This window comes from Sphingobium terrigena (genome assembly GCF_003591655.1).
GTDB lineage: Bacteria > Pseudomonadota > Alphaproteobacteria > Sphingomonadales > Sphingomonadaceae > Sphingobium > Sphingobium terrigena.
Map to the genome: position 1 here is coordinate 1 of NZ_QVRA01000025.1, position 26,218 is coordinate 26,218.

25 protein-coding genes and 5 pseudogenes are annotated in these 26,218 nt (G+C 57.6%); 13 read left to right on the plus strand and 17 right to left on the minus strand.

Features of this window, described 5'->3' with window-relative positions; genetic code table 11:
* Positions 1 to 1,488, plus strand: a 1,488-nt coding sequence (locus tag D0Z70_RS19525; RefSeq protein ID WP_119749360.1) for a Tn3 family transposase, incomplete at its 5' end; no start/stop codon positions are given.
* Positions 1,489 to 1,918: 430 nt separating this feature from the next.
* Here the strand turns inward: D0Z70_RS19525 and D0Z70_RS19530 are convergent.
* The 3 genes from D0Z70_RS19530 to D0Z70_RS19540 all read right to left on the minus strand — a co-directional run bounded on the left by D0Z70_RS19530 (position 1,919) and on the right by D0Z70_RS19540 (position 3,353).
* Positions 1,919 to 2,662 carry a TorF family putative porin gene (locus D0Z70_RS19530; RefSeq protein ID WP_119749362.1) on the minus strand — a complete coding sequence of 248 codons (744 nt, stop codon included), beginning with the start codon at positions 2,660 to 2,662 and terminating at the stop codon, positions 1,919 to 1,921.
* A complete protein-coding gene (locus D0Z70_RS19535; RefSeq protein WP_119749364.1) occupies positions 2,659 to 3,108 on the minus strand; it encodes a hypothetical protein in 450 nt (149 codons plus the stop codon). The genes D0Z70_RS19530 and D0Z70_RS19535 overlap by 4 nt, the downstream gene beginning before the upstream one ends.
* A gap of 92 nt (positions 3,109 to 3,200) precedes the next feature.
* Positions 3,201 to 3,353: a DUF465 domain-containing protein gene (locus D0Z70_RS19540; protein WP_338054921.1), complete on the minus strand. Its 153-nt coding sequence runs from the start codon at positions 3,351 to 3,353 to the stop codon at positions 3,201 to 3,203.
* Between the two features lie 427 nt (positions 3,354 to 3,780).
* Here D0Z70_RS19540 and D0Z70_RS24680 point away from each other — a divergent pair, with 427 nt between their 5' ends.
* On the plus strand, positions 3,781 to 4,065 hold the full coding sequence (locus D0Z70_RS24680) for a hypothetical protein (protein ID WP_147418796.1): 285 nt from the start codon (positions 3,781 to 3,783) through the stop codon (positions 4,063 to 4,065).
* Between the two features lie 47 nt (positions 4,066 to 4,112).
* On the opposite strand, the pseudogene D0Z70_RS19545 reads toward D0Z70_RS24680, so the two are convergent.
* A pseudogene (locus tag D0Z70_RS19545) lies at positions 4,113 to 4,535 on the minus strand (bifunctional ornithine acetyltransferase/N-acetylglutamate synthase); the annotation flags it as partial.
* A gap of 463 nt (positions 4,536 to 4,998) precedes the next feature.
* Between D0Z70_RS19545 and rnk the strand changes: the two are divergent.
* The 3 genes from rnk to D0Z70_RS25795 all read left to right on the plus strand — a co-directional run bounded on the left by rnk (position 4,999) and on the right by D0Z70_RS25795 (position 6,681).
* Positions 4,999 to 5,415: a nucleoside diphosphate kinase regulator gene (rnk, locus tag D0Z70_RS19550; RefSeq protein ID WP_119749368.1), complete on the plus strand. Its 417-nt coding sequence runs from the start codon at positions 4,999 to 5,001 to the stop codon at positions 5,413 to 5,415.
* Between the two features lie 4 nt (positions 5,416 to 5,419).
* Entirely contained in the window at positions 5,420 to 5,716 is a 297-nt protein-coding gene (locus D0Z70_RS19555) for a hypothetical protein (protein WP_096063962.1), read from the plus strand.
* A gap of 578 nt (positions 5,717 to 6,294) precedes the next feature.
* A complete protein-coding gene (locus D0Z70_RS25795; protein ID WP_338054922.1) occupies positions 6,295 to 6,681 on the plus strand; it encodes a hypothetical protein in 387 nt (128 codons plus the stop codon).
* Positions 6,682 to 6,691: 10 nt separating this feature from the next.
* Here D0Z70_RS25795 and D0Z70_RS25800 read toward each other — a convergent pair.
* Together D0Z70_RS25800 and D0Z70_RS19570 are read right to left on the minus strand one after the other, a co-directional pair.
* Positions 6,692 to 6,916, minus strand: a pseudogene (locus D0Z70_RS25800) (TehB-like domain-containing protein); the annotation flags it as partial.
* Positions 6,917 to 6,927: 11 nt separating this feature from the next.
* The gene (locus tag D0Z70_RS19570; RefSeq protein WP_037479448.1) at positions 6,928 to 7,371 is read right to left on the minus strand and encodes a globin domain-containing protein; all 444 of its coding nucleotides are present in this window, start codon (positions 7,369 to 7,371) and stop codon (positions 6,928 to 6,930) included.
* Between the two features lie 93 nt (positions 7,372 to 7,464).
* Between D0Z70_RS19570 and D0Z70_RS19575 the strand changes: the two genes are divergently transcribed.
* From D0Z70_RS19575 to istB, 3 genes and pseudogenes are all read left to right on the plus strand, one after another.
* Positions 7,465 to 7,926 (plus strand): RrF2 family transcriptional regulator, encoded by a 462-nt coding sequence (locus D0Z70_RS19575; RefSeq protein WP_037479447.1) that lies wholly within the window; start codon positions 7,465 to 7,467, stop codon positions 7,924 to 7,926.
* Between the two features lie 13 nt (positions 7,927 to 7,939).
* The gene (locus D0Z70_RS19580; RefSeq protein WP_119749376.1) at positions 7,940 to 8,614 is read left to right on the plus strand and encodes an HPP family protein; all 675 of its coding nucleotides are present in this window, start codon (positions 7,940 to 7,942) and stop codon (positions 8,612 to 8,614) included.
* A gap of 316 nt (positions 8,615 to 8,930) precedes the next feature.
* Positions 8,931 to 9,494, plus strand: a pseudogene (gene istB, locus D0Z70_RS19585) (IS21-like element helper ATPase IstB); the annotation flags it as partial.
* A 332-nt stretch (positions 9,495 to 9,826) separates the two neighbouring features.
* On the opposite strand, the gene D0Z70_RS19590 reads toward istB, so the two are convergent.
* The 3 genes and pseudogenes from D0Z70_RS19590 to D0Z70_RS25225 form a co-directional block, all read right to left on the minus strand.
* Positions 9,827 to 10,855, minus strand: coding sequence for an IS110 family RNA-guided transposase (locus D0Z70_RS19590; RefSeq protein ID WP_119749443.1), 1,029 nt, complete (start codon positions 10,853 to 10,855; stop codon positions 9,827 to 9,829).
* Between the two features lie 191 nt (positions 10,856 to 11,046).
* Positions 11,047 to 11,612, minus strand: a pseudogene (locus D0Z70_RS19595) (Tn3 family transposase); the annotation flags it as partial.
* A gap of 224 nt (positions 11,613 to 11,836) precedes the next feature.
* Positions 11,837 to 12,106, minus strand: coding sequence for a hypothetical protein (locus D0Z70_RS25225; RefSeq protein ID WP_119749378.1), 270 nt, complete (start codon positions 12,104 to 12,106; stop codon positions 11,837 to 11,839).
* Between the two features lie 38 nt (positions 12,107 to 12,144).
* On the opposite strand from D0Z70_RS25225, the gene D0Z70_RS19605 reads away from it, so the two are divergent.
* The 4 genes and pseudogenes from D0Z70_RS19605 (at position 12,145) to D0Z70_RS19620 (ending at position 15,136) form a co-directional block, all read left to right on the plus strand.
* The gene (locus D0Z70_RS19605) at positions 12,145 to 12,891 is read left to right on the plus strand and encodes a carbonic anhydrase (RefSeq protein ID WP_119749380.1); all 747 of its coding nucleotides are present in this window, start codon (positions 12,145 to 12,147) and stop codon (positions 12,889 to 12,891) included.
* On the plus strand, positions 12,888 to 13,583 hold the full coding sequence (locus D0Z70_RS19610) for a DUF2490 domain-containing protein (RefSeq protein WP_119749382.1): 696 nt from the start codon (positions 12,888 to 12,890) through the stop codon (positions 13,581 to 13,583). The genes D0Z70_RS19605 and D0Z70_RS19610 overlap by 4 nt, the downstream gene beginning before the upstream one ends.
* A 93-nt stretch (positions 13,584 to 13,676) precedes the next feature.
* A pseudogene (locus tag D0Z70_RS19615) lies at positions 13,677 to 13,928 on the plus strand (tyrosine-type recombinase/integrase); the annotation flags it as partial.
* A 386-nt stretch (positions 13,929 to 14,314) separates the two neighbouring features.
* A complete protein-coding gene (locus tag D0Z70_RS19620; protein WP_011950763.1) occupies positions 14,315 to 15,136 on the plus strand; it encodes an IS5 family transposase in 822 nt (273 codons plus the stop codon).
* A 142-nt stretch (positions 15,137 to 15,278) separates the two neighbouring features.
* Here D0Z70_RS19620 and bioD read toward each other — a convergent pair whose 3' ends face one another.
* From bioD to D0Z70_RS19635, 3 genes are read right to left on the minus strand one after another with little or no spacing between them, the layout of a single operon-like run.
* Positions 15,279 to 16,001: a dethiobiotin synthase gene (bioD, locus tag D0Z70_RS19625; protein ID WP_328804712.1), complete on the minus strand. Its 723-nt coding sequence runs from the start codon at positions 15,999 to 16,001 to the stop codon at positions 15,279 to 15,281.
* Positions 15,961 to 16,437: an acyl-CoA thioesterase gene (locus tag D0Z70_RS19630; protein ID WP_239019036.1), complete on the minus strand. Its 477-nt coding sequence runs from the start codon at positions 16,435 to 16,437 to the stop codon at positions 15,961 to 15,963. The genes bioD and D0Z70_RS19630 overlap by 41 nt, the downstream gene beginning before the upstream one ends.
* Positions 16,434 to 16,781 carry a hypothetical protein gene (locus tag D0Z70_RS19635; protein ID WP_119749384.1) on the minus strand — a complete coding sequence of 116 codons (348 nt, stop codon included), beginning with the start codon at positions 16,779 to 16,781 and terminating at the stop codon, positions 16,434 to 16,436. The genes D0Z70_RS19630 and D0Z70_RS19635 overlap by 4 nt, the downstream gene beginning before the upstream one ends.
* Before the next feature lie 283 nt (positions 16,782 to 17,064).
* Here D0Z70_RS19635 and D0Z70_RS19640 point away from each other — a divergent pair, with 283 nt between their 5' ends.
* Positions 17,065 to 17,973, plus strand: a complete 909-nt coding sequence (locus D0Z70_RS19640; protein ID WP_119749386.1) for a hydrogen peroxide-inducible genes activator — start codon at positions 17,065 to 17,067, stop codon at positions 17,971 to 17,973.
* A 4-nt stretch (positions 17,974 to 17,977) separates the two neighbouring features.
* Here the strand turns inward: D0Z70_RS19640 and D0Z70_RS19645 are convergent, their stop codons facing one another.
* The 5 genes from D0Z70_RS19645 to D0Z70_RS19665 are packed head-to-tail and all read right to left on the minus strand — an operon-like array spanning position 17,978 to position 26,172.
* Positions 17,978 to 19,363, minus strand: coding sequence for a TolC family protein (locus D0Z70_RS19645; RefSeq protein ID WP_119749388.1), 1,386 nt, complete (start codon positions 19,361 to 19,363; stop codon positions 17,978 to 17,980).
* A gap of 46 nt (positions 19,364 to 19,409) precedes the next feature.
* Positions 19,410 to 20,468, minus strand: coding sequence for an HlyD family secretion protein (locus tag D0Z70_RS19650; RefSeq protein ID WP_119749390.1), 1,059 nt, complete (start codon positions 20,466 to 20,468; stop codon positions 19,410 to 19,412).
* 1 nt (position 20,469) lies between these two features.
* On the minus strand, positions 20,470 to 22,176 hold the full coding sequence (locus D0Z70_RS19655) for an ABC transporter transmembrane domain-containing protein (RefSeq protein WP_119749392.1): 1,707 nt from the start codon (positions 22,174 to 22,176) through the stop codon (positions 20,470 to 20,472).
* Between the two features lie 43 nt (positions 22,177 to 22,219).
* Positions 22,220 to 24,772, minus strand: coding sequence for a DUF2309 domain-containing protein (locus D0Z70_RS19660; protein ID WP_119749394.1), 2,553 nt, complete (start codon positions 24,770 to 24,772; stop codon positions 22,220 to 22,222).
* 44 nt (positions 24,773 to 24,816) lie between these two features.
* A complete protein-coding gene (locus D0Z70_RS19665) occupies positions 24,817 to 26,172 on the minus strand; it encodes a proton-conducting transporter transmembrane domain-containing protein (RefSeq protein ID WP_119749396.1) in 1,356 nt (451 codons plus the stop codon).
* Positions 26,173 to 26,218 lie beyond the last annotated feature (46 nt).

Genomic DNA, 26,218 nt, shown 5'->3' on the forward strand with positions numbered 1-26,218 from the left:
CCGGCCACCTATGCGGCGCTTCGCGAGAAGGGACCACTGCCGCTCGCCATCGAAACGGATTTCGAGCGCCATATTGAGGAAAGGCGCACCAGGCTCGACACGGCCATCGAACAGGTAACGGTCCTCGCGCGACAAGGCGAGCTGCCCCAGGTCAGGCTTGACGAAAACGGCCTCATCATCTCGCCGCTGAAGGCGGCAACGCCGCCCGCTACCGAAATTGCCCGTCGCGCAGCCTATGATCGCCTGCCACGGGTGAAGATCACCGACCTGCTGCTTGAGGTCGATGCTTGGACCGGGTTCAGCGAATGCTTCATCCACCGACGTTCGGGCCGGGAGGCCGACGATCGCAATGCGCTTCTCACCGTCATCCTCGCCGATGGCATCAATCTCGGCCTCACGCGCATGGCGGAAACCTGCCGGGGCGCAAGTCTGCGCCAGCTTGCTCACTTGCATGACTGGCACATCAGCGAGGCCGCCTATGGCGAGGCGCTGGGAAGGCTGATCAACGCCCATCGCACCATGCCGCTCGCCGCGCTGTGGGGAGACGGCACCACCTCGTCGAGCGACGGACAGCAGTTTCATGCCGGCGGTCGTGGGGCCGCGATCGGTGACATCAACGCGCGCAGCGGCAACGAACCGGGCGTCGCCTTCTACACCCATGTCTCGGATCGATATGATCCCTTTGCGAGCCGGGTGATCGCGGCGACCGCAGGCGAAGCGCCCTATGTCCTGGATGGCTTGCTGTATCACCAGACCGGCATGACGATCGAGGAGCACTACACCGATACGGGTGGAGCATCGGACCATGTGTTCGGTCTCATGCCCTTCTTCGGCTACCGCTTCGCGCCGCGCTTGCGCGACATTAAGGAGCGTCGTTTGCACCTCCTTCCCGGCCAGGAATCCGGCCCCTTGCTCGCCGGCATGACGACCGAACCGATCGCATTGGGCCATGTCGCGGCGCATTGGGACGAACTGCTACGGTTCGCCACGTCGATCCGCACCGGCACCGTCACTGCTTCGGCGATGCTGCGCCGGCTATCCGGCTATCCGCGACAGAACGGACTGGCCCTCGCGCTGCGCGAGCTTGGCCGCCTCGAACGCTCGATCTTCATGCTCGACTGGCTGCGCGACATCGACCTGCGCCGGCGCACCCAGGCGGGCCTCAACAAGGGCGAAGCCCGCAACGCGCTCGCCCGCGCGCTCTTCTTTAACCAGCTCGGCGAATTGCGTGATCGGCGGTTCGAAAACCAGACTTATCGCGCCTCCGGCCTCAACCTGCTCGTCGCCGCCATCATCCTGTGGAACACTCGCTATCTCGAAATGGCGCTGGCTGACATCGGCACGCCCGACGAGATCGCGCGCCACGTCGCGCCATTGGGCTGGGAGCATATCTCGCTGACGGGGGACTATAGCTGGAATGTCGAAGATCGGCCCGATCCGGATGCCTTGCGGCCGCTGCGCGCCGTCAGCTCCCTGCTCGCCGCGTGAAGTTCGCTATCCGTTCGCCCTTAGCGTGCAGATACGTCACTTTCGTGTAGTCACCCCNCTTTTAGAACGCGTGAAAGTGCATTCGGCCATACGCCGTGCAGACAAAAATGTTATAAAACTGCGTTGAGGCTCACACGGATAGACCTTTAGGATATAACCATTTCGGCGTTAACAAGGTGCGGATTCTAAAAGCCAGCTATCCGCTATTCAGAATCACAACCGAACGGCTGTGATCCTAGCATTGGTGGGATTCCTGTTAGTGATCGGCGTCAACATTTTCTCGTTTCTACGCTCTTGACTGATTTTGGGAAGCCGCTCGCGTTCAGAAAACGCGAGCGATTGTGGGAACCACTAAATTAACGGCAAAGCGTCGATTGCTCGCCGATCGCAACCTGTTGGTATCATCGGATGATGGAGCATCTGGTAATCCTCAGAACGAAACCTGTACGCGCCCTACGATTCTGTCTCCGGCGTTGCGTTGATCGGCAAACCGGCTGGCAGTGGCGGTGCGGGAGACTTCAGTCCCAATATAATCGACGCCGATCGTCAGACGGTCACGACGATGCTCGAGACCCAGCCGCCAGTTGGTGTAACTGCCGCCCGGACGAAGACGCTGCGCCCGACTGGGGTCGCGGACGCTGCCGGACGAGTGGCCGACCTCGGCCAGCATCGTCAGCGGCGTACCAGGAATACCGGCATTGGCGTTCGCATAGGCATACACGTTGCTGCCACCGATCGCGCGCTGCGACGGCGCGCCGATCACGCCGACCGTGGCGTAAAGCGGACCATAGGCATAGCTTGCCGACACGCCGGCCTCGACATAGTCCATGCGGCCCCGCGCGCCCGCGAATGCGTGGCCGGTGGCGTCGGTACGGATACGCACCGCACCCAGATCCCAGTCGGTTCCCACCGAAAGGTCGACGACCGCATCGGCGCCACCGTGTCGCACGCTGTTTCGAAGCGTTACCACGCGCGCCGATGCATCAAGCCGGCCGCGCGAGACGCGAATATCGCCTGCCAGCGCGGCACGTCCTTCACTCCAACTCAGCCCGCGGCGTTCCTCCTCGCTCATTACCTCCAAGGTTACCGAACCGGCATCCTGTGCAAACGCGGGCGTGATCAGGCCGCAGCTCGCGGCACCGAGCACTCCCGCCAATTGAACGCGGCGGATCATCCAGCGCGCTGCGGACTGTGGATCTGGTCGAGCTCGACGCGCAGCATCTGCTCGTCTTCCTGCGCCAGCTTTACCAGATGCTGCTGCATGTCCGCGGACTTCGTCGCGACCTCCTTCCTGATCGCGCCATGGCTCGAAACGCACCAGCCGGGCCGGGTGCCCGAAATCACCGGTTCGCTATTCATGCTGCGCACCAGCCTGGTACCCGATGCCGCGACCGCGTGTCGCGCCACCGACATGCTCGCCGCCCAGTCGCAGCGTAGCGACGACGGTCTTCCGCCAGGTGCAACCGCGCCCACCTGCTTATGGGTGATGACCACGTCGCCGCGATATTTGACGGCGACCGGACCGCTGCGGTGATCCACCTGGTTCTGATGATCGACAGTTATGCCGAGGGCCGCACCGGTAGCAGCAAGCACCAAGCCGGCAGTTAGAAAATAGGCCATTTTCGCTCTCCTTTTGTCATCCCGATCCATTCTGATCGGTGAAGCCAATCCTTACGGACGATGATTCTACAACGATGGTTCAGCGTGTCGGTTCAGCTGAACTGCGGCCGCAAGGCGCGTGCGTGCAGGCGGTCCTTTACGCCGAGACGCAACCGCTTCAAACGAAATAGCCGCAAGGTATCGGGCATGCGTCGCTTCATCTCGACGCGGATCTGCTCATCCAGCCGCGCATGCAACTGGGTCAACTTGTGAGAAAATATAGGCAAAGCCGCTCTCCAACCAACGATTAAACGATCGGATCAGCCGCGATGAAAGCAGGCAAACAGGCCAGGCCTAGACATCGAGATAACCCGATGCGGTCCGACATCACGTTCGTCCAGAGACGATCGCCAGAGGGGCCCGGCCCGCTCCCTCGAGCTAGGGTTTTCGCCGGTCAAGGTCAATAGGAGAGCGAATGGATTTGCACGAGTTGACATTAGGACACGGGTCCCCGATGTTACTGACATGTACGCTCCTACGACACATAAGCGTTTCCGCGACCACGCCGGCCAACTCGCCGCACGCGCTTAGCCCGAGCTCGCGGCCACTGCCGTTCGAGTTCGGGCTTTATTCGATCTGACCTTTGGGACGCGTTCTGCGCGCCCATGATCTCGAATAAGTGGAAACCGTGTAGTGGAAAACCAAGTCTCGAAATCCGATGACTTGTGTCAAGATGACCGTCAGCATCAGGTTGCCAATCCAGCACCTCAGCCTTTCCTGCGGATGAGGCCACAAAACTTTTTCTCGAACGAATTTGATCTGGAAATTGTAGAAGACTATTCTAAGGCAGATACCGAGGATAGGCGAAATGAAGGTAAAGACTGGCTAAGCCGACTTATGGAGCTTAACCTTTTACTTTTAATCGTTCTGGTTGGCGTACCGGTGCTGGTATATTGCGTCTTATCCTCCGCACTTTAGACAGGACAAGATCCCGCTTTTGCGCCGCAACCGGGAGTGCGGATAAAACCGATCTTGATTTCCTGACCCATCAGATATGCCGCCACAGGCGCCTCGTCATACCCGCTCAGCGCAAGCCCACCCTCGGCAACCTGCGTGTTCCCAAAGCGGATCGACAGCGTATCGCGGTCGGCGGGTTCACCGGCCTTGCCGACCGCCATCACGACCCGGCCCCAGTTGGCGTCCTCGCCGGCAATGGGCGTCTTCACCAGCGGCGAGTTGACGATGCTCATCGCGATACGGTGTGCGCTGCGGTCGCTCTCCGCGCAAGTGACCTGAATCTCGATCAGCTTCTGTGCGCCCTCGCCATCGCGGACGACGAGCATCGCGAGCTGGTGGCAAAGGTCCTCTAACGCCGCGCGAAATGCAGACGTCTGACTCGTATCACTGAAGGCTCGGGCCATACCGTTTTCCGACACCCTGCAGATCACCGGTGTTCTTGCTTTACCCCGAGGTCCCTGCCGCTGCTCAGTAGCACTGTCGGAAAGGTTGTGTTTTCCGACAGGGTTCGGCTCTTAAAAGCTGCCGGGCCGCTTCCTCCCAAATTCACGAGAAAAGTCGGCCACTTTTTGAAAGCGGACGTTTCGAACCGTGGTTCTGACACTTCCTGCCTCGCAAAATGTGTGGGGCCTGCGGCAGCTTCACAGCCGACCGGTTGTGACACCGTACGCTCGATAGAAGTGCCAAGGGTTGACGTAACCTGTTGCAGGCATCATCTTCGATTGATGTACGCTCCCGCGACATACAGGCGCTTTCGCCACCACGCCGGGCAACTCGCCGCGCGCCTGTAGCCCGGGCTTTGAACGGCGTTGCCGCCTGAGTTCGGGCCTTATTCGATCTGATCCTTATGGTCGCGCCGTGCGCGCCGGTCTTGAATGGCGGAAAGCTGCTGCAATGGAACAATACACTCTCCCGGCGAATAGTCGTCCGACTATCCATCTTACCGCTGGCGAATGCGACGCGCTCTCGGAACTGGCGCTTAGCGCCGAACACAGGGACCCACATTCCTCGGCGATGCTTCTGGCCGAGCTTTATCGCGCCGAGTTGTGCGAGCCGGGCGAACTGCCGGAGCAAACGGTGGCGATGAACTCGCGGATCGACTTCATCTATGAAGGCACTGGCGCGCGCCGCACCGTGCAACTCGTCTATCCGCGCGATGCGGACATAGCTGCAGGACGCGTTTCGATACTGACTCCGATTGGTGCCGGCCTGATCGGCATGACAGCCGGGTCTTCGATCCGCTGGCCGGATCGCGATGGCCATGACCGGCTGTTGCGCATCGTGAGCGTGACGCCGCCCGGAGAGGGTTGAGGCCATGATCGAGGAACTGGCCCGTCACCGCTGCACCGGGGATGACGGCACGCCTTTGTTCGTGGTTGAGCACCGCCACCTCTTCACTTCGCAAGGGGGAGTAGGAGCGCGACAACATCGCGGCTCGGCCTGGACAACTCTGCTCAACGGCGAGCCTGTGCGCTACATCGACAACCGGACCTTTGAAGTGATCGCGACGGGTGAGCTGCTTGCCCACGATCCGCAGCGTTGCGACTGTGCGCCCGCAGTCAGGATCGCGACACGGGATGGTAGCAAGGAAAATATGGCGGGGCAGACATAGCCATGTCCGTCTGGATTACCCGATCAGCCCCCGATAACCTGCGCACGGCGCGCGAACTGCGCGCGTTGGGACAAATAATCGATCGGCTGCCGCGTCGATTTGACATTAAGGAGGTGTACCGCGATGTTCGCTGGATGCCTCTGCTTGAGACATATAAGCGGTTCATTGATCACGCCGGCCAACTCGCCGCACGCCGCTAGCCCGAGCTCGCGGACATTTGCCGCTTGAGTTCGGGCTCTATTCGATTTTGATCCCGCGGATGCGCGAAGCGCGTCCGCGATCTCGAATAAGCGGGAATCGCACATGTCAGAATTTACTGAAAAGCCGCACCATCGCCTATCGCACCATATCGATGGGATTCGCATCGTAGAGAATCGCCAGCGGTTACGCTCAAGACCCAAGCACTTCTTTTCTAACAATTTCTCTCTGGAAATAGAAGACGAAGCGACCACACATTATGAAACCGATTCCAACAGCAGGCTCAGTCGTCTGGGTAGATTTATTGACCTAAACCTTGCTTTCCTAATTCTGGTCGTTGGCGTTCCAATACTTGTTTATTGCGTGATTAGCTCGTCGCTTTGATAGGCCAGATCGGCATCATCGTCCATGACCGTTGGTATCACCGGTCATGGACGGTGCGTCGAATTTTGACATTGGCTTTCCCGAAGCCTGTTTCCGATCTGATGCATAAATCACAATTTGTGCATCAGATCGAGAATGGCGGAAATCTGCGCCTCTCCCTGATGCAAAAATCTGATGCACAGATAGTGCCCATAATAGTGGGCGAAGCCACCGTTGGGCAAACTAATCTTGCGGCTCTGCCGCAGTGGCTCCGCTGCGCAGTCGGTTTTCCCGTGTTGCCAGTTCTTCAAACCGACACAGCGGCACAGCCTCGGAAAGCTGACGGTAGAATTGAACATGAAACCGGACGGGTCCAAGCGGCACAACATGATGGAGGATCGTAGGCTCCACCAAACCTGGTCTGCTCTCAGGCGTCAGTATAAGTTCGGCACCCACTCGGCGTGGATCGGTTACGCAATAGCGCAATCGGCCTTCCGCCACCTGTATCAGCCCCCATACCCCTGGCTTCGTACAATGATCCTTACGAAGGCCCGCTGGAATCGAAACCTCTGTAAACACGTCAGTCTGACGATATGGCTCCAAGCCTTCGGGAAGTTCGGCAGCGGCCTCTGATGGCATGATTTCCGATGTCACGCCGCCTCAGTGTAGAGCATGGTTTCACGTGCCTTCAGAACGTCAGCAAGGAACCAATACGCCTCGCCCCATGCATTCAGCACGGTATCATCAACCGCATCCCCAAGAACGTCCTTGATCGCCGGGAGCAAGGCGTTCGCAACGGCAGGGTAATGCTCTGGCTTAATGTGCGTCGCGACGTGGCGCGCAGCGATGCGTTCGATCGCGGGTTTCAACGCCTCAAGCTTGTCGGCGTTCTGTGCGAAGGCAAGGATGGCAGCCGCAAGCCGCTTAGGCTGCTCGCCAGATTCTTGAGCCGCCATATCGAATAGGGCTTTGATTTCAGGATCGACAAACAGCCGTTCGTACATGCGCGTCGTGATTTCCACGCCATGAACCTGCAGGATCGGCGCAGTGGATTTGACGATGGCGATAGTCTGTTCAGAAAGCGGCGTGGTCATGGGCAATTCCATATAAACATGCTGATGGAATGCATCTATACTCCTGCTCTAAAAAGATGCAATGCACCTGCATGTTTAAGGTCAAGATTTGAGATGCGCCTGACCGCGCATACCGACTACGCGCTACGCATTTTGCTCCATGCAGCACTAGCTGCTCGGGATGGAGACGGGCTGTTGGGGGTCGCGCAAGTGGCTGCCGACCATGCTATTTCACGCAATAATGCGATGAAGGTAGTAAATGTGCTTTCCAACGCTGGTCTACTCCAGACCGTGCGCGGGCGCAGCGGAGGATTTCGTCTCGGGCGTTCAGCCGAAACTATCACGCTTGGTGAAGTGGTGAGACTTACCGAGCCATGTCTGAATCTTGCCGATTGCGAAAACTGCATCCTGCGCGGCAGCTGTGGTCTAAGAGGTATGCTTAACAAAGCTATGGGCGTATTTCTCGCTGAGTTGGACCAACAAACTCTTGCGCAGGCTGCCGCTGGCTCACGGCTCCCTGCAGCGATCCAGCTCTCGAACGTACCCCGCGCCAGCACCACTTTAGTCTACAACTAATTTCCCAGATATCGTGCTAAACATATTCAAGCCAATCCTTGCAGGCGCGACCTTGCCAGATCGATTGATCGCAAGTTTGGGTGCTGCGATTGCCATCGCTCTTACCATCGTAGTTTGTGCTGGCCTTCCTCTTTCTGCTATGGATTTGCCGATCATTGTCGCACCCCTTGGTGCTTCAGCGGTACTGGTATTTGCCGTGCCTTCCAGCCCTCTAGCCCAGCCTTGGGCCGTGGTCGGCGGCAACACCATTTCAACCTTGATTGGCGTATGGGCGTTCAATCTGTTTCCAGACATCACACTTGCCGCTGGCGTCGCGGTGGGCGGCGCGATTCTGGTGATGTCGCTACTACGCTGCCTACATCCTCCGGGAGGCGCGGCTGCGCTTACTGCAGTAATTGGCAGCCAAGGCATTCACGCAGCAGGGTATAGCTTCGCTTTCGCGCCGGTAGCGATCAATTCCATAGCACTTGTGTCGATAGCTATGTTCTTTCATCGTATGACCACACATAGCTATCCGCACGTACCAGCCCTCACGCCGGAGCCTCGCGTTCCACGAGCTTTTCATTCATCCGATATCGATGCGGCACTGGAAGATATGCATGAAAGCTTCGATATCAGTCGTGAAGATATCGAAGTGCTGCTGGCACATGTCGAACGACATGCTCTAATGAAATCCCAGCGTCGGTAAATCCGTCAACTTCTCGATAATTTATGGCATTGTGGTTGCCCATTTCGTTGATGCAAAAGTTTTGATTTTTGCATCAAAAGCGACCGGGATGGCAAAGATCGACCTGAACGAAAGACCGTTTTTGGATCCCCCATTTGTAACTCGAGCGTCCGCTAATGGGGTTGCGATCGGAACACCGGCCTTCGACTCCCGCAAGCACAAAAACGGCCATCTTCCGCATCAATGTGCGACAAACAGGTGTTTTCCGACACCTGAGCGGGGCTGTCGGCGCTTAGCGTATATCTGGGTCCGTTCTATGTACTGACCCCAGCTTACAAAGGACCTAGCCGGGTTCGACTTCGCATCCAGCGAGGCCAACGAGGCCTTGGTTCGGCAACTCCATGGCGGCGAGTTCATCGACGGCGCTGACAACGTAGTACTGATTGGCGGGCCCGGCACCGGCAAATCGCACATCGCCACTGCGCTGGGAGTTCAAGCCGTCGAGCATCACCGCAGAAAAGTGCGCTTCTTTGCCACGGTCGATCTGGTCAACGCGCTCGAACAGGAAAAAGCAGCCAACAAGGCGGGGCAGATTGCCGAACGTCTGCTCAAACTCGATCTCATCATTCTCGACGAATTGGGCTATCTGCCGTTCAGCCCATCAGGCGGAGCTTTGCTGTTCCACCTGCTCAGCAAATTGTACGAACGCACCAGCGTCGTGATCACCACCAACCTCAGCTTCAGCGAATGGGCCGAGGTATTCAGCGATGCCAAAATGACCACCGCCCTGCTGGATCGACTAACCCATCATTGCCACATCATCGAAACTGGCAATGACAGCTTCCGGTTCAGGGCAAGCTCTGCATCACCAAAACCACGAAAGGAAAAATCACCAGCTTGACCCAAAACCCGCTCTGCGGGACATACCATCACCCGGGTCAATTCTCGATGGAAATACCGGGTCATGTATGGATGCCCCCAGTCGCGCAAGAGGTTTTGGAACGGCGCCGGCGTGTGATCGGATGCGGTCATGTATCAGGCCTGTTCTGCGGACTGATGTCCACTGGCCGGTATGGAGATGCGCGGATCTGATGCAAAACACTTCTGCGGGCTCGCAGCCCCATGACTCGGAATGCTTTTTCAGAACCGGATCTGTCCGATCACTTTGCCCTTACTACTCCTCGATCTTCTCACACGCCCGACGCACCGGGAACTGATCGCGCGATCGTCTGATCAGGCCGCGACAGTCACCGGATCCCTGTAATCCTCACCCTTGGTCAACATCGCCCAGACTGAGCGAGCCATTTTATTGGCCAAAGCAATGGCAACCAGCATTCGCGGTTTGCGCTCCAGCATGCGAGATAACCAGGAACCTTCTGGCGGCGCTTTACGGCCTGCCCAGCGTACCATCGTCATTGCGCCCGTGATCAGCAGTCGCCGGATATCGCGCTGGCCCATTTTGGATGTTCTGCCAAGGACCTGCTTGCCGCCGGTAGATCGCTGGATAGGCACAAGTCCAAGCCAGGCGGCAAAATCCCTCCCGCGCCGGAAAGTCTCCATTGGAGGCGCGAAGGCCTCGATAGCCATTGCGGTAACATGACCGATCCCGGGCACGGTCAACAGCCGGGCCGTCGCAACCGCCTTGGCCGCTTCTTGCTGGAGAACTTTCTCAAGCATCACGATCTGCTCACTCAGCGAGGCGATCTGCGTAAGGTAAAGCCGTGCCGTCTCGACGATCAGCAGCTCGAGCGATGTTTCGGCTTCCTCAATCGCAGCCTCCAGCATCCGGACGTTCGTCACCCCCTGCGGAGCGACAACACCATGTTCGGCAAGATGACCGCGCAGTGCGTTGATCAGCTGTGTGCGCTGTCGAACCAGTAGGTCGCGAGTCCTGAACACCATCGCACCTGCTTGCTGGCTCTGCGATTTGACCTCAACGAAACGCATGTTCGGCCGAACGGCCGCTTCAGCGATCGCCTCCGCGTCCGCAGCATCGTTCTTTTGCCGCTTCACAAATGGCTTTACGTAGATCGGCGGGATCAAACGAACCTCGTGCCCCAGCTCTCTGATAGCCCGCCCCCAAAAATGAGCGCTGGCACATGCCTCCATCGCAACAATACAGCGTGGCTGCCGAGCCAGAAATGGCAGCACCTGTGATCGGCTGAGCTTCCTGCGGAATATCGCGTCCCCGCTGGAGGACGCTCCATGAGCCTGGAAAACCCGCTTTGCCAAGTCCAGGCCGACAATGCTAACTTCGTCCATGGATGCCTTCTCCTCTACTGTGACGTTCGGAAACATCACAATGGCACATTTGATGCCGTCGGGAGGGGGCATCCACTCCATCACTTCTCAGCGGAAATCTACAGCCTGATTTTCGGCCATCTGAAGCAAACTCGTTTGGAGAACGATAATAGGTTCAAGCGGGTGTCGGCAACTCGTGCTCGCCGATTTACAAGACCGGCGTGGCACCGCCGGCGCAGGTCGGGATTTCAAGCCAGTCCAGCAAGAACAGGGGCCGCTCAATCTTGCCGATTTCTTGTAGCGCCACTTCGAGTTGGTTCTGCCGCTCATAGGCGGCGAGCTTTCGCAACATGACCGAAGGCGCGACATGGCCGGTCTTGACCGAACCGACAAGCCGCAGCACGTCCCCCCATTGCTCACGGATAATATCGGTCCGGATGCGTTTGCCCAACAGCGGGCCAAGGAGTGGATAGGCTGTGGCCAGGGCAATCGGCGCGAGGTGTCTGTCGGGGAACCCCCTCAGACGCGGGCAGAAACGAAATCCCAGCATGGCGCACAGAGCGAAGACATGATCGGTCGTTCCGCCGGTGTCGGTATAATGCTCGGAGATCACGAGATCGGTGCCATGTCTGGTCAGGCCATCAAGCATATAAGATGCCTCATGTGTCGCGGCCGAGATCACATTGACATGGTAGGGTGCGCGCTGATCGGAATTATGGGTGTAGAATCTGAATACATGGTCAACGCCGTAGCGGGCGTTGATGTCGCCGCCACGTTTCGATCAACACTTTCGCCTCGGTCAGGCTGTAGAAGATCTCGCCATTGCTTCCCCATCCAGGACGTTGTCGGATCGTATATGATGCGCGCGGGCGGTCGGGTTCCACATGATGGCTTCCAAGGTTGGTCTCGCAATCCCTCGGGATCATATCGGACTTCGATCGTGCACCGTTACGCCAGCGTTCTGACGCAGCCTCTATGCGCGTCTGTGCGGGCCGCCATGCGCTAAATGCTCTTGTGATCGCTAGAGCCAATCAAGCCGGCAATATAGGCGGTATACATCTGACGTTGCGTCTTGTTACCCAAGTTCTTCAGATGAAGAAGCGGCGACTGACGCCCGCGTGCGGTTGCTGGACGCTCAAGCGTGCGCAGCACTGGCTGCCGCCGATTTGGCCGCCGCTTCCGATGACCGCGCCCGGCTGTGGCTTTAAAGAAGAGGATATAACTTGATATTGCGGCTGTCTTGGTCTTCTGTTGAATGGTTAAATATCCCATTTCACCTGCAATCTTTTAAATAGAAGGAGAGGATACCCATGTTCGACATTAATTTGTCGCGCCGCACTCTTGTGACCGGCGCGATGACCACAGCGACGATCGCCGTCGCACCTGCGAGCGCGCAAGTCGCATCGAGACACCAGTCGCGCGTTGTCCCACCCGCACCGACCAAGGACGGCAAGACAACACTCGACCCTGATGGGGCGCTGCGGCTCCTCGAGGACGGCAACGCCGCGTTTCTGCGCAGTGAAATCCTCAATCCCGACATCTCGCCGCAGCGCCGCCTGGAACTCGCTCGTTATCAGGCGCCGTTCGTTGCCTATGTTTCCTGCTCGGACAGCCGAGTGCCGCCGGAGTTGTTGTTTGGACGCGGCTTGGGCGAACTGTTCATCGTCCGCAACGCTGGCAATACCGTCGACACAGTCGCCAAGGGTTCGATTGAGTTCGCGGTAGCAGTTCTAGGTGTGCCCTTGATCGTGGTCATGGGGCACGAAGCGTGTGGTGCGGTCAAGGCCGCGATGGACGTGGTCAGTAAGAACGCGCGTTTCCCTGGTGCGATCGGCACCATGGTCGAGCCGATAATCCCCGCCGTGCTTGAAGCGCGGGGCATTGCTGGCGACGCCACCGAGGCCGCGATACGCCAGAACGTCCGACGCACGGTGCGTAACCTGCGCGAAGCTAGCGATCCACTATTGATGAAGCCACTTGTAGAGGGCAAGCTCATGATTGTCGGGGCTTACTACGAGCTCGGCACTGGCCGCGTTGATTTCTTCGATCGCTCATGAGCACGCACCCCATGCCCCTTTTCCGATACATCGCCGCACCGCTCGCCATTGTCGTGGGCACGATTCCTGCCCACGCATCCGAACATGACGAGCAAATCTGGACTTCGATGACTGGAACGACCACCCTGTTCGACAACGTGGATGCAACGCTCGAACTCCACGGTCGCTATACGGACGAAGTATCTAGACTAGGCCAGGTACTGATCCGACCGAGCCTGACCTTAAGGCTGCCGCGCGGGTGGTCCGCGACGGCGGGCTATGTTTACGTCCACACCCGGTTCGCTCGCACCGTCGCCAATGAGGAGCATCGGGCATGGGAGCAGGTCGCCTACATCTTCAAACAAGACAGGGCGACTGGGTTGTCGATCAGCGGCCGTACGCGGGTCGAACAGCGTTTTCGGTCGGATTCGGAGGGAGTTGGTTGGCGCCTTCGTCAACAGCTTCGGGCACAGTTGCCGTTACCGCGGGGGCCCTTACGTGTAGTCGTGTGGAACGAAACGTTCGTTGGTTTGAACACAACCCGATGGGACCGGCACAAGGGCATCGATCAGGTCCGAACCTTTATAGGTGCGAGCTTGCCAGTAGCGGAGGGAATCACGATCGAACCAGGCTACCTCAACCAGACGGTGTTTCGGATTGGCCCGGACCGGGTGAATCACATTTTAGCAACCAACGTATTCATTAGGTTTTAACTGAGCTCGCGATCGTGTCCCACCTGAACCGCGCCGGGTTTGTCTGAGGCTCCAACTCCTGAGAAGGTGGAGCTATGACGAGCAAGGCGCGGCACCCCCCTGCCCCAGGCCAATGCCTTCGCGATGGTGCGCCGGCGCGCGGCGGCCGCCGAGATCGGGACGGCGATTAGCAACCACAGTTTCCGCGCGACCGGGATCACCGCCTATATGAAAAATGGCGGCACGTTGGAAACGGCCGCGACGATGGCGAACCACAGTTCGATCCGCACCACCCAGCTCTACGATCGGCGGCCCGATGATGACGATGATGTGACGCTGGACGAGGTGGAGCGGGTGTTAATTTAGGGTAGCGGAAAACCCCACTAGGCCGGTTGTCTGTAGCTCACCATTCCGACAGGGTTTTTCGTGCAGCCAGATCGGGAGCGCAAAGTCGTGATCGGGCGGGACGATCCATGTGTTTTCCGGCAAGGAGACTTTCGATCGATAAGCTGCCTGTTATGATGTAACGATGCAGTATATAAGGAATGGAATCCCTATAAAAACGATTGATATTAGTAAATTAGAGTCCGTAAATCGTTCCACATAAATCTTGAATTGAAATATATTTATGTATAACTTTCTAACTGTTAGAGCCCGATCCGAAACTAAGTTGAGTGGTATCAGCGGGTTAGCTTGACGTTCGCCGCAGTCGTTGATTCAGGGGTTTTGCAACAAACTTCCGGAGATCAACGATGTGGACCGATACCACTCGGACGCAGTATGCCCGCGCGGGGCTGGCTTTGCCAAGCGATTTGACCGATGCCGAATGGTCGGTACTCGAACCGCTATTGCCGCCGCCCTCCTATGTGGGCCGACCACGCAAATGGCCGCTGCGGCGAATTGTCGAGGCAATCCTGTATTTGCTGCGCGGGGGACTGCCGTGGCGAATGCTGCCGCCCTGCTTTCCGCCGGTCTCGACGGTGCGGCGCTGGTTTTACCTGTGGCGCGATAACAAACTGTGGCTCTCGCTCAATCATGCCCTGCTGTTGATGGCTCGTGAAGCGACTGGTCGCGAGGCTTCTCCCAGCGCTGGCGTGATCGATAGCCAGAGCGTGAAAACGACTGAAAGCGGCGGCCCTCGCGGCTATGACGCGGGCAAGAAGATCAAGGGCCGTAAGCGCCACATCCTCACCGACACCGAGGGCAATTTGGTACATGCGGTGATCCACACCGCCGACATTCAGGACCGCGACGGTGCGCCACTGGTGCTGCTTGAAATCATCTGCCGCTTTCCATGGCTGCGCCATGTCTTTGCCGATGGCGGCTATGCTGGCGACAAGCTCAGGGAAGCGCTCCGGCGTATCGGCAAATGGACCGTCGAGATCGTCAAGCGATCCGATGTGGCAAAAGGCTTCGTGGTTCTCCCGCGCCGCTGGGTCGTCGAGCGAACACTGGCTTGGCTGAATCGCAACCGCCGCCTCGCCAAGGACTTTGAACAGACCATCGCATCGGCAACTGCGTGGTTGTTCATAGCTTCCATCCAGCTATTCGCCCGTCGCATCGCAAGGCTATGAAATCTCATCGGATAATTATGAATCAGGCTCTTAATCTTATTAAATATCGGCACATTTTTGCCTCGTATTTATCATCGTAATTATCATATTTTTTCGTAATAGAATACGATTTCAATTTTTCGAACAATATCATCTATGTTTATTAGTTTTTACAATTTATAAGTGAAATATCAATATAATCATTCATAGCCTGAATTAGGCTTTCAGTATTAAGTGTACTTAATATTGGCAAAATTCCTAGATTTGGTATTCCGGAATAATGCCCTATTATCCTCTGATTTTCTGTATGTTCTGGCGATCCTGAATAAATTACACCAATCAGTGGTATATTATATCGCTTCAACTTATCAATTGTCAGCAATGTATGGTTGATTGTTCCTACGGAATTTCTCGCACACAGAATTGCTGGCAATTTCCAGTCTTTGAATATGTCGATGAATAGAAGCTGTTCATTTAGAGGCACCATGACCCCGCCCGCCCCTTCGATTACCACTCCCTTTGCTTTGTCAGGGGTGAGGCAGAGGCGGCTTGGATCGATCATTTCACCCGCAAGACGGGCTGACAGATGCGGTGACGCCGGGACTGGAAATTTATAGACTTCCGGGACTATTCTTGATCGGTCGATCCCAGCCAATTCCATCACGCGTTCGGCATCGCCATCGGGATCGAGACCGGACTGTACAGGTTTCCAGTATCGCATTCTGAGCGATGCTACCAAACCGGCGGCGACCACGGTTTTGCCGACGTCGGTGTCGGTCCCGGTTACGATGAACGACATGATATTGCTTTCTGGATTGGATGAATATCGGTGTGATTTTCGTCCATCACCTTCGTTGGCCCGGATCGACTTTTTGAGGGCTTCCATCCGGCCCGATAGCCACAAATGTGAAGCGGCCCTCGGTTACCCGATGCTTGATCCCGCTGTCCTCGCTGTTGGCGATGGCGCGGACCTCAACGATCAGGGAGGTCCGCCCCTCTTCGACAACATCGGCGTAGAAGCTCACGACGTCGCCGACCTTGACCGGACGCAGAAACTCCATCGCGTCGACGGCGACGGTGACTACGCGGCATCTAGTCCTTTCTCTGGCGGCCGCCTCGCCCGCCAGGTCCATTTGGGCCAGCAGCCATCCGCCCCAAATGTCGCCTGCCGAGTTGGTATCTTTGGGCATCGCGCGAGTGCGGATTGCCGGTTCCTTCATCGGAGGCGGATTGACCGATACCGGATTTGGAGCATCCTCGTTCGCGCCGCCATTGCGCGTTGACATGGACAGGGTCCGCCGGGTGACTATCGGCTTGCTCATGGAACGTCCCAAGAAATTCCGTCAACTGCCGTGATGCTGACGAGTTGGGTGGGGCGAACGCAGCGGGATGCGATATTGAGGAGCACGGTGCAGGACGACGCCGATCCTCGGGCGATATAGGCCAGGGTTTCATGGTCTCTGGTAGCTAAGGGGACAGGCTTATAGGACGCCCGGCTCTCCACTATGATCTCAGCGGTTTGCGGTGTTGAAGGGGCGGTTTGCGAACCTTCGAGATGCTTCAGGTCGAACATATGAAAATTTGAAGCGGCGAAAGCCGTATCTGCCTGCTGCGGCGTTATCGCCGAGATTACCAGGAATGCCGACAACATAGCAGTCAGGGACATGGTGTAACCCTTTCAGGGAGAGGAAATAGTCTGGCGACGCACGAAGAGGGGGGTATCGACGTGCGTCGCCAGTGTCCGCCGCCAGCGATAAAGGCCGGTTGGGAGCCGCGGCGGCGGTAGCTGGCTGGGGTTGGCAACCTGTAGAGGAGGAAGAAACGATCTTGCCGATGTCTCTACAGTTTGCTTGCCCTTTGGGCTGTTGACGCCCTTATGGCTCATCATAAGTTTTCGAGCCAATCGAAATTTTATAGATTAAACGATAGAAGTTATCTATCGTTTGCCTATGCCATCCGTTCGCCAACTGGAATATCTCGTCGCGGTCGCCGACCTGCTGCACTTTGGTAAGGCGGCAGATGAATGTGGCGTATCTCAACCGACGCTGAGCCAACAGATCTCGGCGCTGGAAAAGCGGCTTGGTGCCGCGCTGATCGAACGAAAAGGCTGGGCGGTGCAAATGACACCGCTAGGTCGATTGGTGGTGGAACGGGCGCGACGGGTTCTTGTGGAAATTCAGGAAATTCGGTCAGTTGCTCGAAGATCCCGCGAGAAGATGGTCGGCGTCATTCGATTCGGAGTTACACCTACCCTTGGCCCCTACCTGATGCCGTCGCTGATCGCTTCACTCCATGCCGAACAGCCCGACATCAAACTCTATATTCGTGAAGGGCTTCCGACGGAGCAAGCCCTGGAGCTAGCGAGGGGTAACCTCGATATGATGATCGGGCCATTGCCTCTGATCGGCGAAGGGCTGGAAATCGAACCGTTGTTTCGCGAGCCGATGCATATCGTCGTCCCACCCCATCATCCACTTGCCGAAAAATCGAACGTGACGCGCCATGACCTGGCTGGTGAAGCATTTCTGTCGCTCGATCCTCGGCACCATTATCACCGGATGGTGGAAGGGATTTGTGACGACCTTCGTGCGGTCATTTTACGAGATTACGAAGGCACAAGCCTAGACAGCATTCAACAAATGGTAGGTTCCGGGATTGGCATAGCAGTCCTGCCTGAACTCTATCTGCGGTCCGATGTCGGGGGCGAGGCGTTGATACGTCGTGTCACGCCCGTCGATTGGCAGGTGACCCGCTCCATCGCGGCTGCATGGCGCCAAAATGCAGCAAATAGCGCCGATTTCCGCTTGATCGCGGCGCGCGTTCAAGCGGAAGCAAAACGCATTCTAAGCGACCATTGACACGTCACAGGCCAAGAGCCGCTGCATTGCCGGACGAGGCCGCAAGATCAGCATTGGCTGCAATCCGCCGCAATCGCTGATCAAGAAGGGTGAGAGAGACGCTGGCTGCTGCCTCTTCGCGCGAGTTCACGAGAAACAGGTCACTGGCCCCCATGGTGAAACGGCGCCGTTCTGCGGTCGCCATCTCCTGGGCGCGCTGCGTTTCATCCTCCGACAAGGCGATCAATCGATCTGCCGCGCTGAGGGTGATGCCGATACCGTCTATCTCCGCCCTGATCTGTTCGTCCAGCCACTGCGTCCGACGGCGGTTTGCGTCGAGTTCAGCCTGGGTCTGCATCAGCTTGCCACGCGCGGCCCGTTGTTCCAGTGGTACCGAAAAGCGCAGTCCAAAACGAACGTCATTGCCACTTCGTGACACTCCGCCCAAGCCAACATCGCCAATATCCCGCGCCACTTCCATCTGGAGTTCGAGACGGGGCAGCAAGGCGTTCCGGTCCAAGGACAGACGGTCACGCACCAGTCGTTCTCGCAACTGTGCGACAATGAGGTCTGGCCGCGTCACCACCTGCGGAACATTGGCCATAGGTAGGGCGGGCAAGCTGACCGGCATTTGTTCCTTGCGGGGGATAAGCGGCCTGCCATCAGCATCGCGCCAATAGAGCGATAGAGTGTTGGCGGCATTGGCGACCGCCTGCTCTGACTGGACGACCATGGCTTGCCTTCGCAGCAGCGTTTGGTCGTTCTCAACCAGAATGATGCGTGGGCGCAGTCCAGCTTCGAACGATCGCTGCAAGCCTCGCTGCCGCTCCTGCGCCAGATCGAGAAGATGGCGATAAATTCCAAGGCGCTGTCCGGCGGCAACCCAATTTAGATAGGCGTCGAATGCCCTGCGTTGCACGCCGATCGCGACCATCTGCCGTTCTGCGTCGGCAACGGCCCGATCGGCGTCGGCGGAAACACGGCCAAAGCGCCGTTCATCGATCATCCGGTCCCGCAAAAGCGAGAAAACCGCGCCAGCCCTGATTTCGCCCAACTGGTTAGTGTAGTTTTTGTCCTCATAGATGGGGAAGCTTCCGCTCGACACGCGGTATCCGCCATATATCTGGCCGCCCCAATTCTCGATAGGGCGCGCGACTTTGGCGTCGGCATAAGTGCCGTTATAATAGCCCAAGACGCGCGACCCACCCTCGGCCGAAAATAACGTGTCGAACGCGCCCTCCGCGCTCAAACGTCTGCCATCGGCTGAACGTGCACGAGCCAATGCTTCCAGAATCTGGGGCGATTGTTTGGCCGAAGTGGCCAACACATCGTCCAAAGACAGTACTCCGGCGTCGGTGGGCGCGAGCGCGGGTAGCGCCGCAACATCCTGGGCCTTCCCTGGTGAAATCATGGCGGTAATTGCGAACAGCACAGCGGACAGGACGGGGAGATGGAGCCTATTTGGCATTGCCATCCCCCGTTGCGGCCTTGCCGAGAGTTCCGTCGATAGCACCTGCGGGATATTGCAGCGGAAAGTCGTTGAGCAGTCGCCAGAGTTCATAGCCCGATGTCACGGTATCCATCATCACCCAGCCACGAACCTTTGCACCAAGGCGCACGAACGGTTCCTTGGGCCACGGCCGTCCGCCGCGCCGTTGTTCGACCAATATGCGGAACAGGCCGTTACTCGATGCCGACACGTCGATCGCGCGGACCTGCCCGTCGAACATGCCCATTGCCACAGAAGGCCATCCACTGAACTGGATGGCGGGCCATCCTTCAAATTCCAGTCTGACGGGGCGTCCGGGATAGATGAGCGGAACATCGCGCCCATCGACATAGAGTTCGACAACCCGAACAGCCTCCTCCGGTGCGAAGGTCGCGAGGATTTCCCCCTCCTTCACCATCGTAGCCGTGTCGCCGCCGAGGATACGCAATATGCGGCCATTACGCGGAGCGCGCACGATTTGCACGGATTGCCGACTGATATCGATGTCGAGCCGGTTGCGATCAGCGAGACCCTTAGCAACTTTCGCGCCATAATCTTCAACCTTGATCTGGGCGAGTTCCAGGTCGCGGCGTGGCGACAGGCCTTCGCTATAAAGCTGCCCCATGCGGCCGACATCACGCTGAGCAACACCCATGGCTCGCCGTGTCGCTGCAATCTCTGCGTCGGCTTGGGCGCGTTCGGCGCGCAGACGTGAAATCAAACCTGGATCATTATCGGAAATGCGGGCTATCGGGTCACCCTTTCTGACGCGCGATCCGTCCGTGACGAACCATTGTTCGACGCGGCCAGGCACCAGGGCGGTCACATTTTGAACCCGATCGCGCGGATCGAGCGCGATGACTGTCCCAGTGCCGGTCGATGTTTGCACCCACGGAACGAGCAACAGGAACGCTATGGACCCTGCCATGCCCAACAGCAATATCCATGCCAGTGCGCGCGCGGGCCGTGGAACCGCTATGCTGGCAAGAGTTTTGAAATGCGAAATATGGTCGGTGCGGAATGGCATGTCAGCGTCCTCGCGCAGCAGTGCGGACGGCCTGAAATTCCAAGGCATCGCGCGTCAGCAGTTGTTTGTCGTGGCCCAACCAGAGCCAGTGATCGAAGGCGAGATTTTCGGACCTGCTAGTGAAGCATATGATTGTCGTAGCGAAATCATCGAGCATTCGTAGCGCTGGTCGCAACTCATGTGCTGGCAGCATATCGAAAAGGCCCGACAGAACGAGGATACGAGGCTCTGCCAGAATTGCACCGACCAGCTTGAGACGCATCGTGTCCGCAAGCGTCAACGGCCAGCCAGTCGAAGACAGCACGCAGTCCATTCCACCGGGTAAAGTGCTTATGCGACTGCCAAGGCCAACGGCATCCAACACGTCGAGAGTGCGCTCTGACGTTGCCTGTGGCGCAGCCAGACGCAGATAGTCACGGATCGAGCTTTCCACAATACTGGGTCGGTCAAGCACGATGACGTCACTGCGCAACTGGAAGATATCCAGCGCACCAATGTCTGCGCCGCCCAAAGTAATCAATCCTTCGGCGGGGCGGTAGTGACGTTTGAGAAGTCGGCTGAACAGCCTGTCGGCACCCGTGTCGCAGTCTGCCACGATATGGAGCCCTGCCGGGATCGTCAGATTGAAATTGCCACGTTCGCCGCCAACTTCCAGTCGCACAGATCGTAACGCAAGCGCGCCATCGCGCGGCCTCACGCCAGCGCCGCCAGCCAATGGTGCGTCTTCCTGATTGATGGTCCCGAACAACGCAAGTTCCTCGACCGCTGCCACAAGGTCATAGAATCCATCGAGATATGGACCTAGCTGTGCTGCTCCATAGAATATGCTTGAAAGAATCAACTCAGCCGCGACAAGTTGACCGATGGACAACTGGCCTTGAATGACCAGCCAACCACCCAGCGCGAGCAAGGCGGCGCTGGCGACAGCATAGAGCAGTAGTAATGCCACGCTTTGAGGGAAAGTCGCGCGAAAATGCTTTTGATGGGCACTGACATATGCAGCAGTTCGCTGTTCAGAGACATCCATGGCATAGTCGAGATGCCGACTGGATTTGTAGAATCCGTTAGAAGCACCGACACTTTCCAGCCAGTGGGCCGCCTCGTATTTGCGATGGCTGAGCGCCACTGCCGTTTCCATGGCTTTGCCGGCCCAGCCTTTCCAGATCAGCCAGACGCAGGCAATGAAGAGCAGGTTGAAGCCCAGAAAAATCGGATGGTAAAAGGATGTAACGATAAATCCGACCGCTGCCTGGAAGAAGATTGAGAACCCCCCGACCAACAACGACGGGATGGCCTTCTGGATATTCATCACCTCGAAAAAGCGATTGAACAGGTCGCCGCGGCGGACGTCCTGAAAGAATGGATCTTGAGCGTGAACGGCCTGCAGGGTGATCTCCGCGACAAGCCGGGCAAAGAAGCGGCGACGGAAAATCTCCATCACATAGGTACGTAATGCACCCAGCAAAGCCCATAGCAGCAACAGGCACAGCAGGACGGCAGCGAGCGTGAAAAGTGGGGCCGGAAGGGCCGTGTTCGCAACCGAATTGATTAACATTTGCACAGAAATGGGCGTCGCCAGCGAAAGTAGGCCTATGGCTGCGCCGTAGATCAATACCAGGGTCATGAAGGCACGGTCGGGTGCCAGGGTGGCGCGCGCCCATCCCATGAATGCGCGCCAATCAATCCGTCCATGGGGATGGGCGGCCATTCAGTAACTCCTCATATCAAACAGAATTTTTCAAGGTAGTTTTTCAAACTATGGTTCGGGGCTCTGCCCAACCACCAGGCGCGTCCGAAAATCTGATTAGTTCATCGCCTGCAGTCCAGCGCGACACGCGGCCATTAGTAGGGTCGATCACGACCAGCTTGACCCAACCATTCCCGAACAGACGACCGAGCAATGCATCCTCCAATATTATGGCATCCACCCGGTCAAGTGGGGCCTGTACAATGGTGAGGAGGCGCTGAGGGACATGGTGAGGCGTACCATCGTCACAAAATAATGACTGACGGGGCAGGCCGACGCACAGGTCGCCGCCATTGCCTCGCACGACTCCAAAGCCGCCGAGCACATTATGCACTGTTTTATCCCCCGCGCCGTAGACATTGTTGTCGATCGTCGAGAATAGATATTGGCAGTTAATCCATTGCGCGACAACCATCGGAGCGGTCAATATTGTCTTCAAAGCACCGCCATCGCTGTCGGTGCGCCAGTCATAGCTATGAAGAAAAACTCGGCCATCGAGGTCGATCTCCTGTGTCAGGCTGCGCGGCCCCGCTATAAAGGCTGCATTGCCAGAAAGCCCCCATTCGGGCCTAACTTCGCCCCAATGCAATGCGCCAACCATCAGGTCAGCCGCTGACCTGTTGAGCTTCCGGCCACGTTCTTCACGGCTTCGCGTGCTAGCATAAGCCATATCCCAGGCAATTTTCCCCAGAGCGTCGCAATGGCTTTGGGGCACCTGCTCGCAATCGAACAACATGACATTATCAGTGGTAGTGTCGTGCTGGCCCGCTACGAACCGCGTGTCACAAGGAATGGTCATATTCTGCTCTGCCAGACGCGCACGCACATTCGGATCATTCAGGATTGCAGCCATGACACGTGCGTTAGGACCACCGGCCCTACCGCCACATGCCCCACATTCGAGCGCACCGCCGAAGGGATTATTGGTTGAGGTCGCACCATGGCCGACCAGCAGGACAAGCGGGGCCAGGGTTTCCGGCACAAGGCCCGTCAACTTGAAGAGGCCTGTGGCATAACTCGCCTTTTCCTCCAGACCTAAGCCGTGACTATGAACATCTGACAGGCATGGGCTAAGCTGCGCTGACAGGCCGGCATCATCCGGGCCGGTCAGTTGTCGGGCGATCCTAGGGGCAAGGTTGCGCAACAGCATCATCGCTCCAGCAATTGGGCCGGTGCCTTCCGCCGCAGCAAAGCTGGTTGCCATGGTCCGCTTGGCACCATTCAATAGCCTCGATGCAGAGGATTGCCGGGCATGGCTGGCCAATAGAGAACTGTCGCTGCCAAGGCGGCTGGAAGCAACAGCCTGGGCAACTTCGTGTTGCGGCTCCAGCAGCACAGGCAGTTGCCTGCGCGCTATACGGTCGGTTGGCGCGCGCATCGCGATCGGCAAGCCGAAAAAACCGGCATAGCCATAGGTGTCGTAACTGCCTTGCTGCTCAATCGCGCGGCGCAGTGGTTCGGAACGCACGTCAATACAGAAGATGAGCTGCGCATCATACCTCTTAGGCGTGACCTTTGGTGCACGCTCTGCGTTCCGCAAACCTTGCACGATTTTGGCCTGAAATCCACGCTCGGCAGCTTCCATGAACATCATCGACAGCTGGTGACCGTTGATGCCGAGGATATAATTCAACCGTGTTTTCGCAGCACCGTTTAAGGAGACGAACGCCTTAACTGGTATGCCGAAATGGGATGCGAGCCCTTCATACTCTTGTATGGGCAGACTATCGGCGACGGGCATAGCGGTGTCGAAATCGAGCACCAACATCCACAAGGCGAGATAGTCTGTGATGGTCGCCGGTGCTCCAACACTATAGGCCTGATCTGCATACTCGCTGCGCCAGCGAATATGACCCGCCCATCCGGGCAGTCTGCCCAACAACTCTCGTAAAAGGGCCAATTTGCCCAGTTGGTTGTCGCCAAAGGAATCGAGCCGTTGGGCAATGGCTGTGACAGGGTCCATGGGTGCCTTGTGATAGACTGCCTTTGCCCGTTTCCCGGTCAGCGCGATGAATTCCGGATCATGGACAATCAGGTCGAGAGTGGCCCTGTACAGGCCTTTTTCTCTGCCCGGCATCTCCACGGCGGATAGCCCCTGATCCAGAAAGGCCGCGCACCATTTCGCAACGAACAATTCAGCCCGGCTCGGGGAAGCCAGTGGCTTGGGTTCCGTGTCGTCCGAAGGTAGGTGCAACAGACGGGCCATGAGGATATCATGCGCGTTGATGTTTGGGAGCACCGCTTCGAAGGCCAGATTTAGACCCCCGAGGCGTTCGACTGCGACCTCAGCCAATATTGCGCGATCGACTTTGCTATTATCGGTGAGCCGGCGCCACAGCGAAACGGGCAAACAACTGCGCGCCTTGAAAATGTCGGAGGCCGCTTCAGCCGCGTCGAAGAAGGGCAAGTCCTCAAAGCCGGACAACGGGTTGACCGCAATCGGGCTTTCCAGCGGCCAGAGGGGAGCGACGGCCTTGGACGCCAGACCGACCAGCTTTGCAGTTTCCGCATAACCTGGAGCCAGAGCACATGATGGATGGGCAAATTCGAGCGTCATGGTTCTATTCCTTCTGGTAGAGGGAAGTCAGCGGTTTTCAGATGTCAGCGGGTCATGGCTCCGGCACTCAGCAGCCGGACATAGATCCAGCGAGGCATTTGCCACCGGCGGGCGAACAGTCGGTTCTGGACGACCAGACTACCTAGGAAAATAGCCGCAACAAACATTTGCAGGGTCATCGGTAGTGGCGATTGGGCTGACGGGAGCAGGCGGCTCACAAAACCAAGGCCGGTAGAATGAATGACCACAAGACCCGATATCAAGGCCGCCATGACCCAGCGCTGACGGCCAGAGTTGTCGCCGATGGCGGACAACATCGCGATTATTGCGGCAACCAGCGTAAGAGCAGTTGGGATAAGGCTCGTCCTATCCAGCGGCGATACGATATCGACCAAGGTCAGGCCGATGCCGGTAGCGCCGATTGCAAATCCTGCCTTGAAGCCAAATCCTTCAGCAGCCTTCAGGGGCTGGCGACGAACAACCTGCCCTGCGCCCAGAAACAGCCATGCCTTGAACAGACCATGGGCAAGAATATGCCATAGCGCTGCAGCATATGCGCCCAATCCGCATGTCATCACCATAAAGCCCATTTGCGAAACAGTGGAGGCGGCCAGCGCCCGCTTCACGTCGGGACGAACAATCATGATCGCTGCGCCTACGATTGCGCCGAAAAGGCCCAGCAGAACTATCGCAAGTCGAGCTGCCGGTAGCAGTTCGATAACCGGAGACATGCGGATAAGCAGGAAACCGCCAGCGTTGACCAGGCCCGCGTGCATCATGGCCGAGACGGGCGTGGGGGCGGTAACAGACGCGAGCAACCATCCCGAAAAGGGGGGCACCGCGCATCGTGCGAGCGCTGCAACTATCACCGTAGCCACTAGGCCTGCGAGCATCGGCGTGGGGAGTTCACCGGCCCGTGTGACAATGTCGGAAATGGCCAATGTTTTCAGGCGCAGGGCGGCCATCGTCAGGCCGCATATAAAAATCCAGTCCGTCGCGAGGAAGGTCTTGCGAGCCTTGCGAGCCACTTGCTGCGCTTCGGGCCAAGTATCGACATGGCCGATCATGCCTGCGAGCATCAAGCCGCTGGCTACCCAAGTGGACGCCAGGACAAGGATATTATCTGTAAGCAGAAAGATGATCGCCGCAGTGAACGTCGTTACCATGCTCACAAAAAAACGTGTTCGACGTTTGTGGAGGCGCATGTGCCGCCGCGCAAACCCGAACACGCAAGCTGCCACGAAGACGGTCAGGCCTGACATGGCGACTGACAATATGTCCCAATGCAAAGCCATCGGTTCGAACCTCAGCTCAATGGCCAGCACCAAAAGGCAGATAAATGCCCACACCATCAGGGGCACGGCAAATTCCTCACGCGGTTTTGATGGCATAGTTCCCATGGCGATCTCCTTCGGAACCGCATTGACAAACCAGCCTTTATTTATG

Bases quoted from the DNA above. Each gene is read 5' to 3' on its own strand.
- D0Z70_RS19665 (WP_119749396.1), bottom strand. From the start codon at position 26,172: ATGGGAACTATGCCATCAAAACCGCGTGAGGAATTTGCCGTGCCCCTG.
- bioD (WP_328804712.1), bottom strand. From the start codon at position 16,001: ATGGAAGCCCTCAAAAAGTCGATCCGGGCCAACGAAGGTGATGGACGA.
- D0Z70_RS19555 (WP_096063962.1), top strand. From the start codon at position 5,420: ATGATCGAGGAACTGGCCCGTCACCGCTGCACCGGGGATGACGGCACG.
- D0Z70_RS19620 (WP_011950763.1), top strand. From the start codon at position 14,315: ATGTGGACCGATACCACTCGGACGCAGTATGCCCGCGCGGGGCTGGCT.
- D0Z70_RS19635 (WP_119749384.1), bottom strand. From the start codon at position 16,781: ATGTCCCTGACTGCTATGTTGTCGGCATTCCTGGTAATCTCGGCGATA.
- D0Z70_RS19660 (WP_119749394.1), bottom strand. From the start codon at position 24,772: ATGACGCTCGAATTTGCCCATCCATCATGTGCTCTGGCTCCAGGTTAT.
- D0Z70_RS19575 (WP_037479447.1), top strand. From the start codon at position 7,465: ATGCGCCTGACCGCGCATACCGACTACGCGCTACGCATTTTGCTCCAT.
- D0Z70_RS19570 (WP_037479448.1), bottom strand. From the start codon at position 7,371: ATGACCACGCCGCTTTCTGAACAGACTATCGCCATCGTCAAATCCACT.
- D0Z70_RS19610 (WP_119749382.1), top strand. From the start codon at position 12,888: ATGAGCACGCACCCCATGCCCCTTTTCCGATACATCGCCGCACCGCTC.
- D0Z70_RS19530 (WP_119749362.1), bottom strand. From the start codon at position 2,662: ATGATCCGCCGCGTTCAATTGGCGGGAGTGCTCGGTGCCGCGAGCTGC.
- D0Z70_RS19645 (WP_119749388.1), bottom strand. From the start codon at position 19,363: ATGATTTCACCAGGGAAGGCCCAGGATGTTGCGGCGCTACCCGCGCTC.
- D0Z70_RS19655 (WP_119749392.1), bottom strand. From the start codon at position 22,176: ATGGCCGCCCATCCCCATGGACGGATTGATTGGCGCGCATTCATGGGA.
- D0Z70_RS19630 (WP_239019036.1), bottom strand. From the start codon at position 16,437: ATGAGCAAGCCGATAGTCACCCGGCGGACCCTGTCCATGTCAACGCGC.
- D0Z70_RS19605 (WP_119749380.1), top strand. From the start codon at position 12,145: ATGTTCGACATTAATTTGTCGCGCCGCACTCTTGTGACCGGCGCGATG.
- rnk (WP_119749368.1), top strand. From the start codon at position 4,999: ATGGAACAATACACTCTCCCGGCGAATAGTCGTCCGACTATCCATCTT.
- D0Z70_RS19640 (WP_119749386.1), top strand. From the start codon at position 17,065: ATGCCATCCGTTCGCCAACTGGAATATCTCGTCGCGGTCGCCGACCTG.
- D0Z70_RS19650 (WP_119749390.1), bottom strand. From the start codon at position 20,468: ATGCCATTCCGCACCGACCATATTTCGCATTTCAAAACTCTTGCCAGC.
- D0Z70_RS19590 (WP_119749443.1), bottom strand. From the start codon at position 10,855: ATGGACGAAGTTAGCATTGTCGGCCTGGACTTGGCAAAGCGGGTTTTC.
- D0Z70_RS25225 (WP_119749378.1), bottom strand. From the start codon at position 12,106: ATGGGATATTTAACCATTCAACAGAAGACCAAGACAGCCGCAATATCA.
- D0Z70_RS19535 (WP_119749364.1), bottom strand. From the start codon at position 3,108: ATGGCCTATTTTCTAACTGCCGGCTTGGTGCTTGCTGCTACCGGTGCG.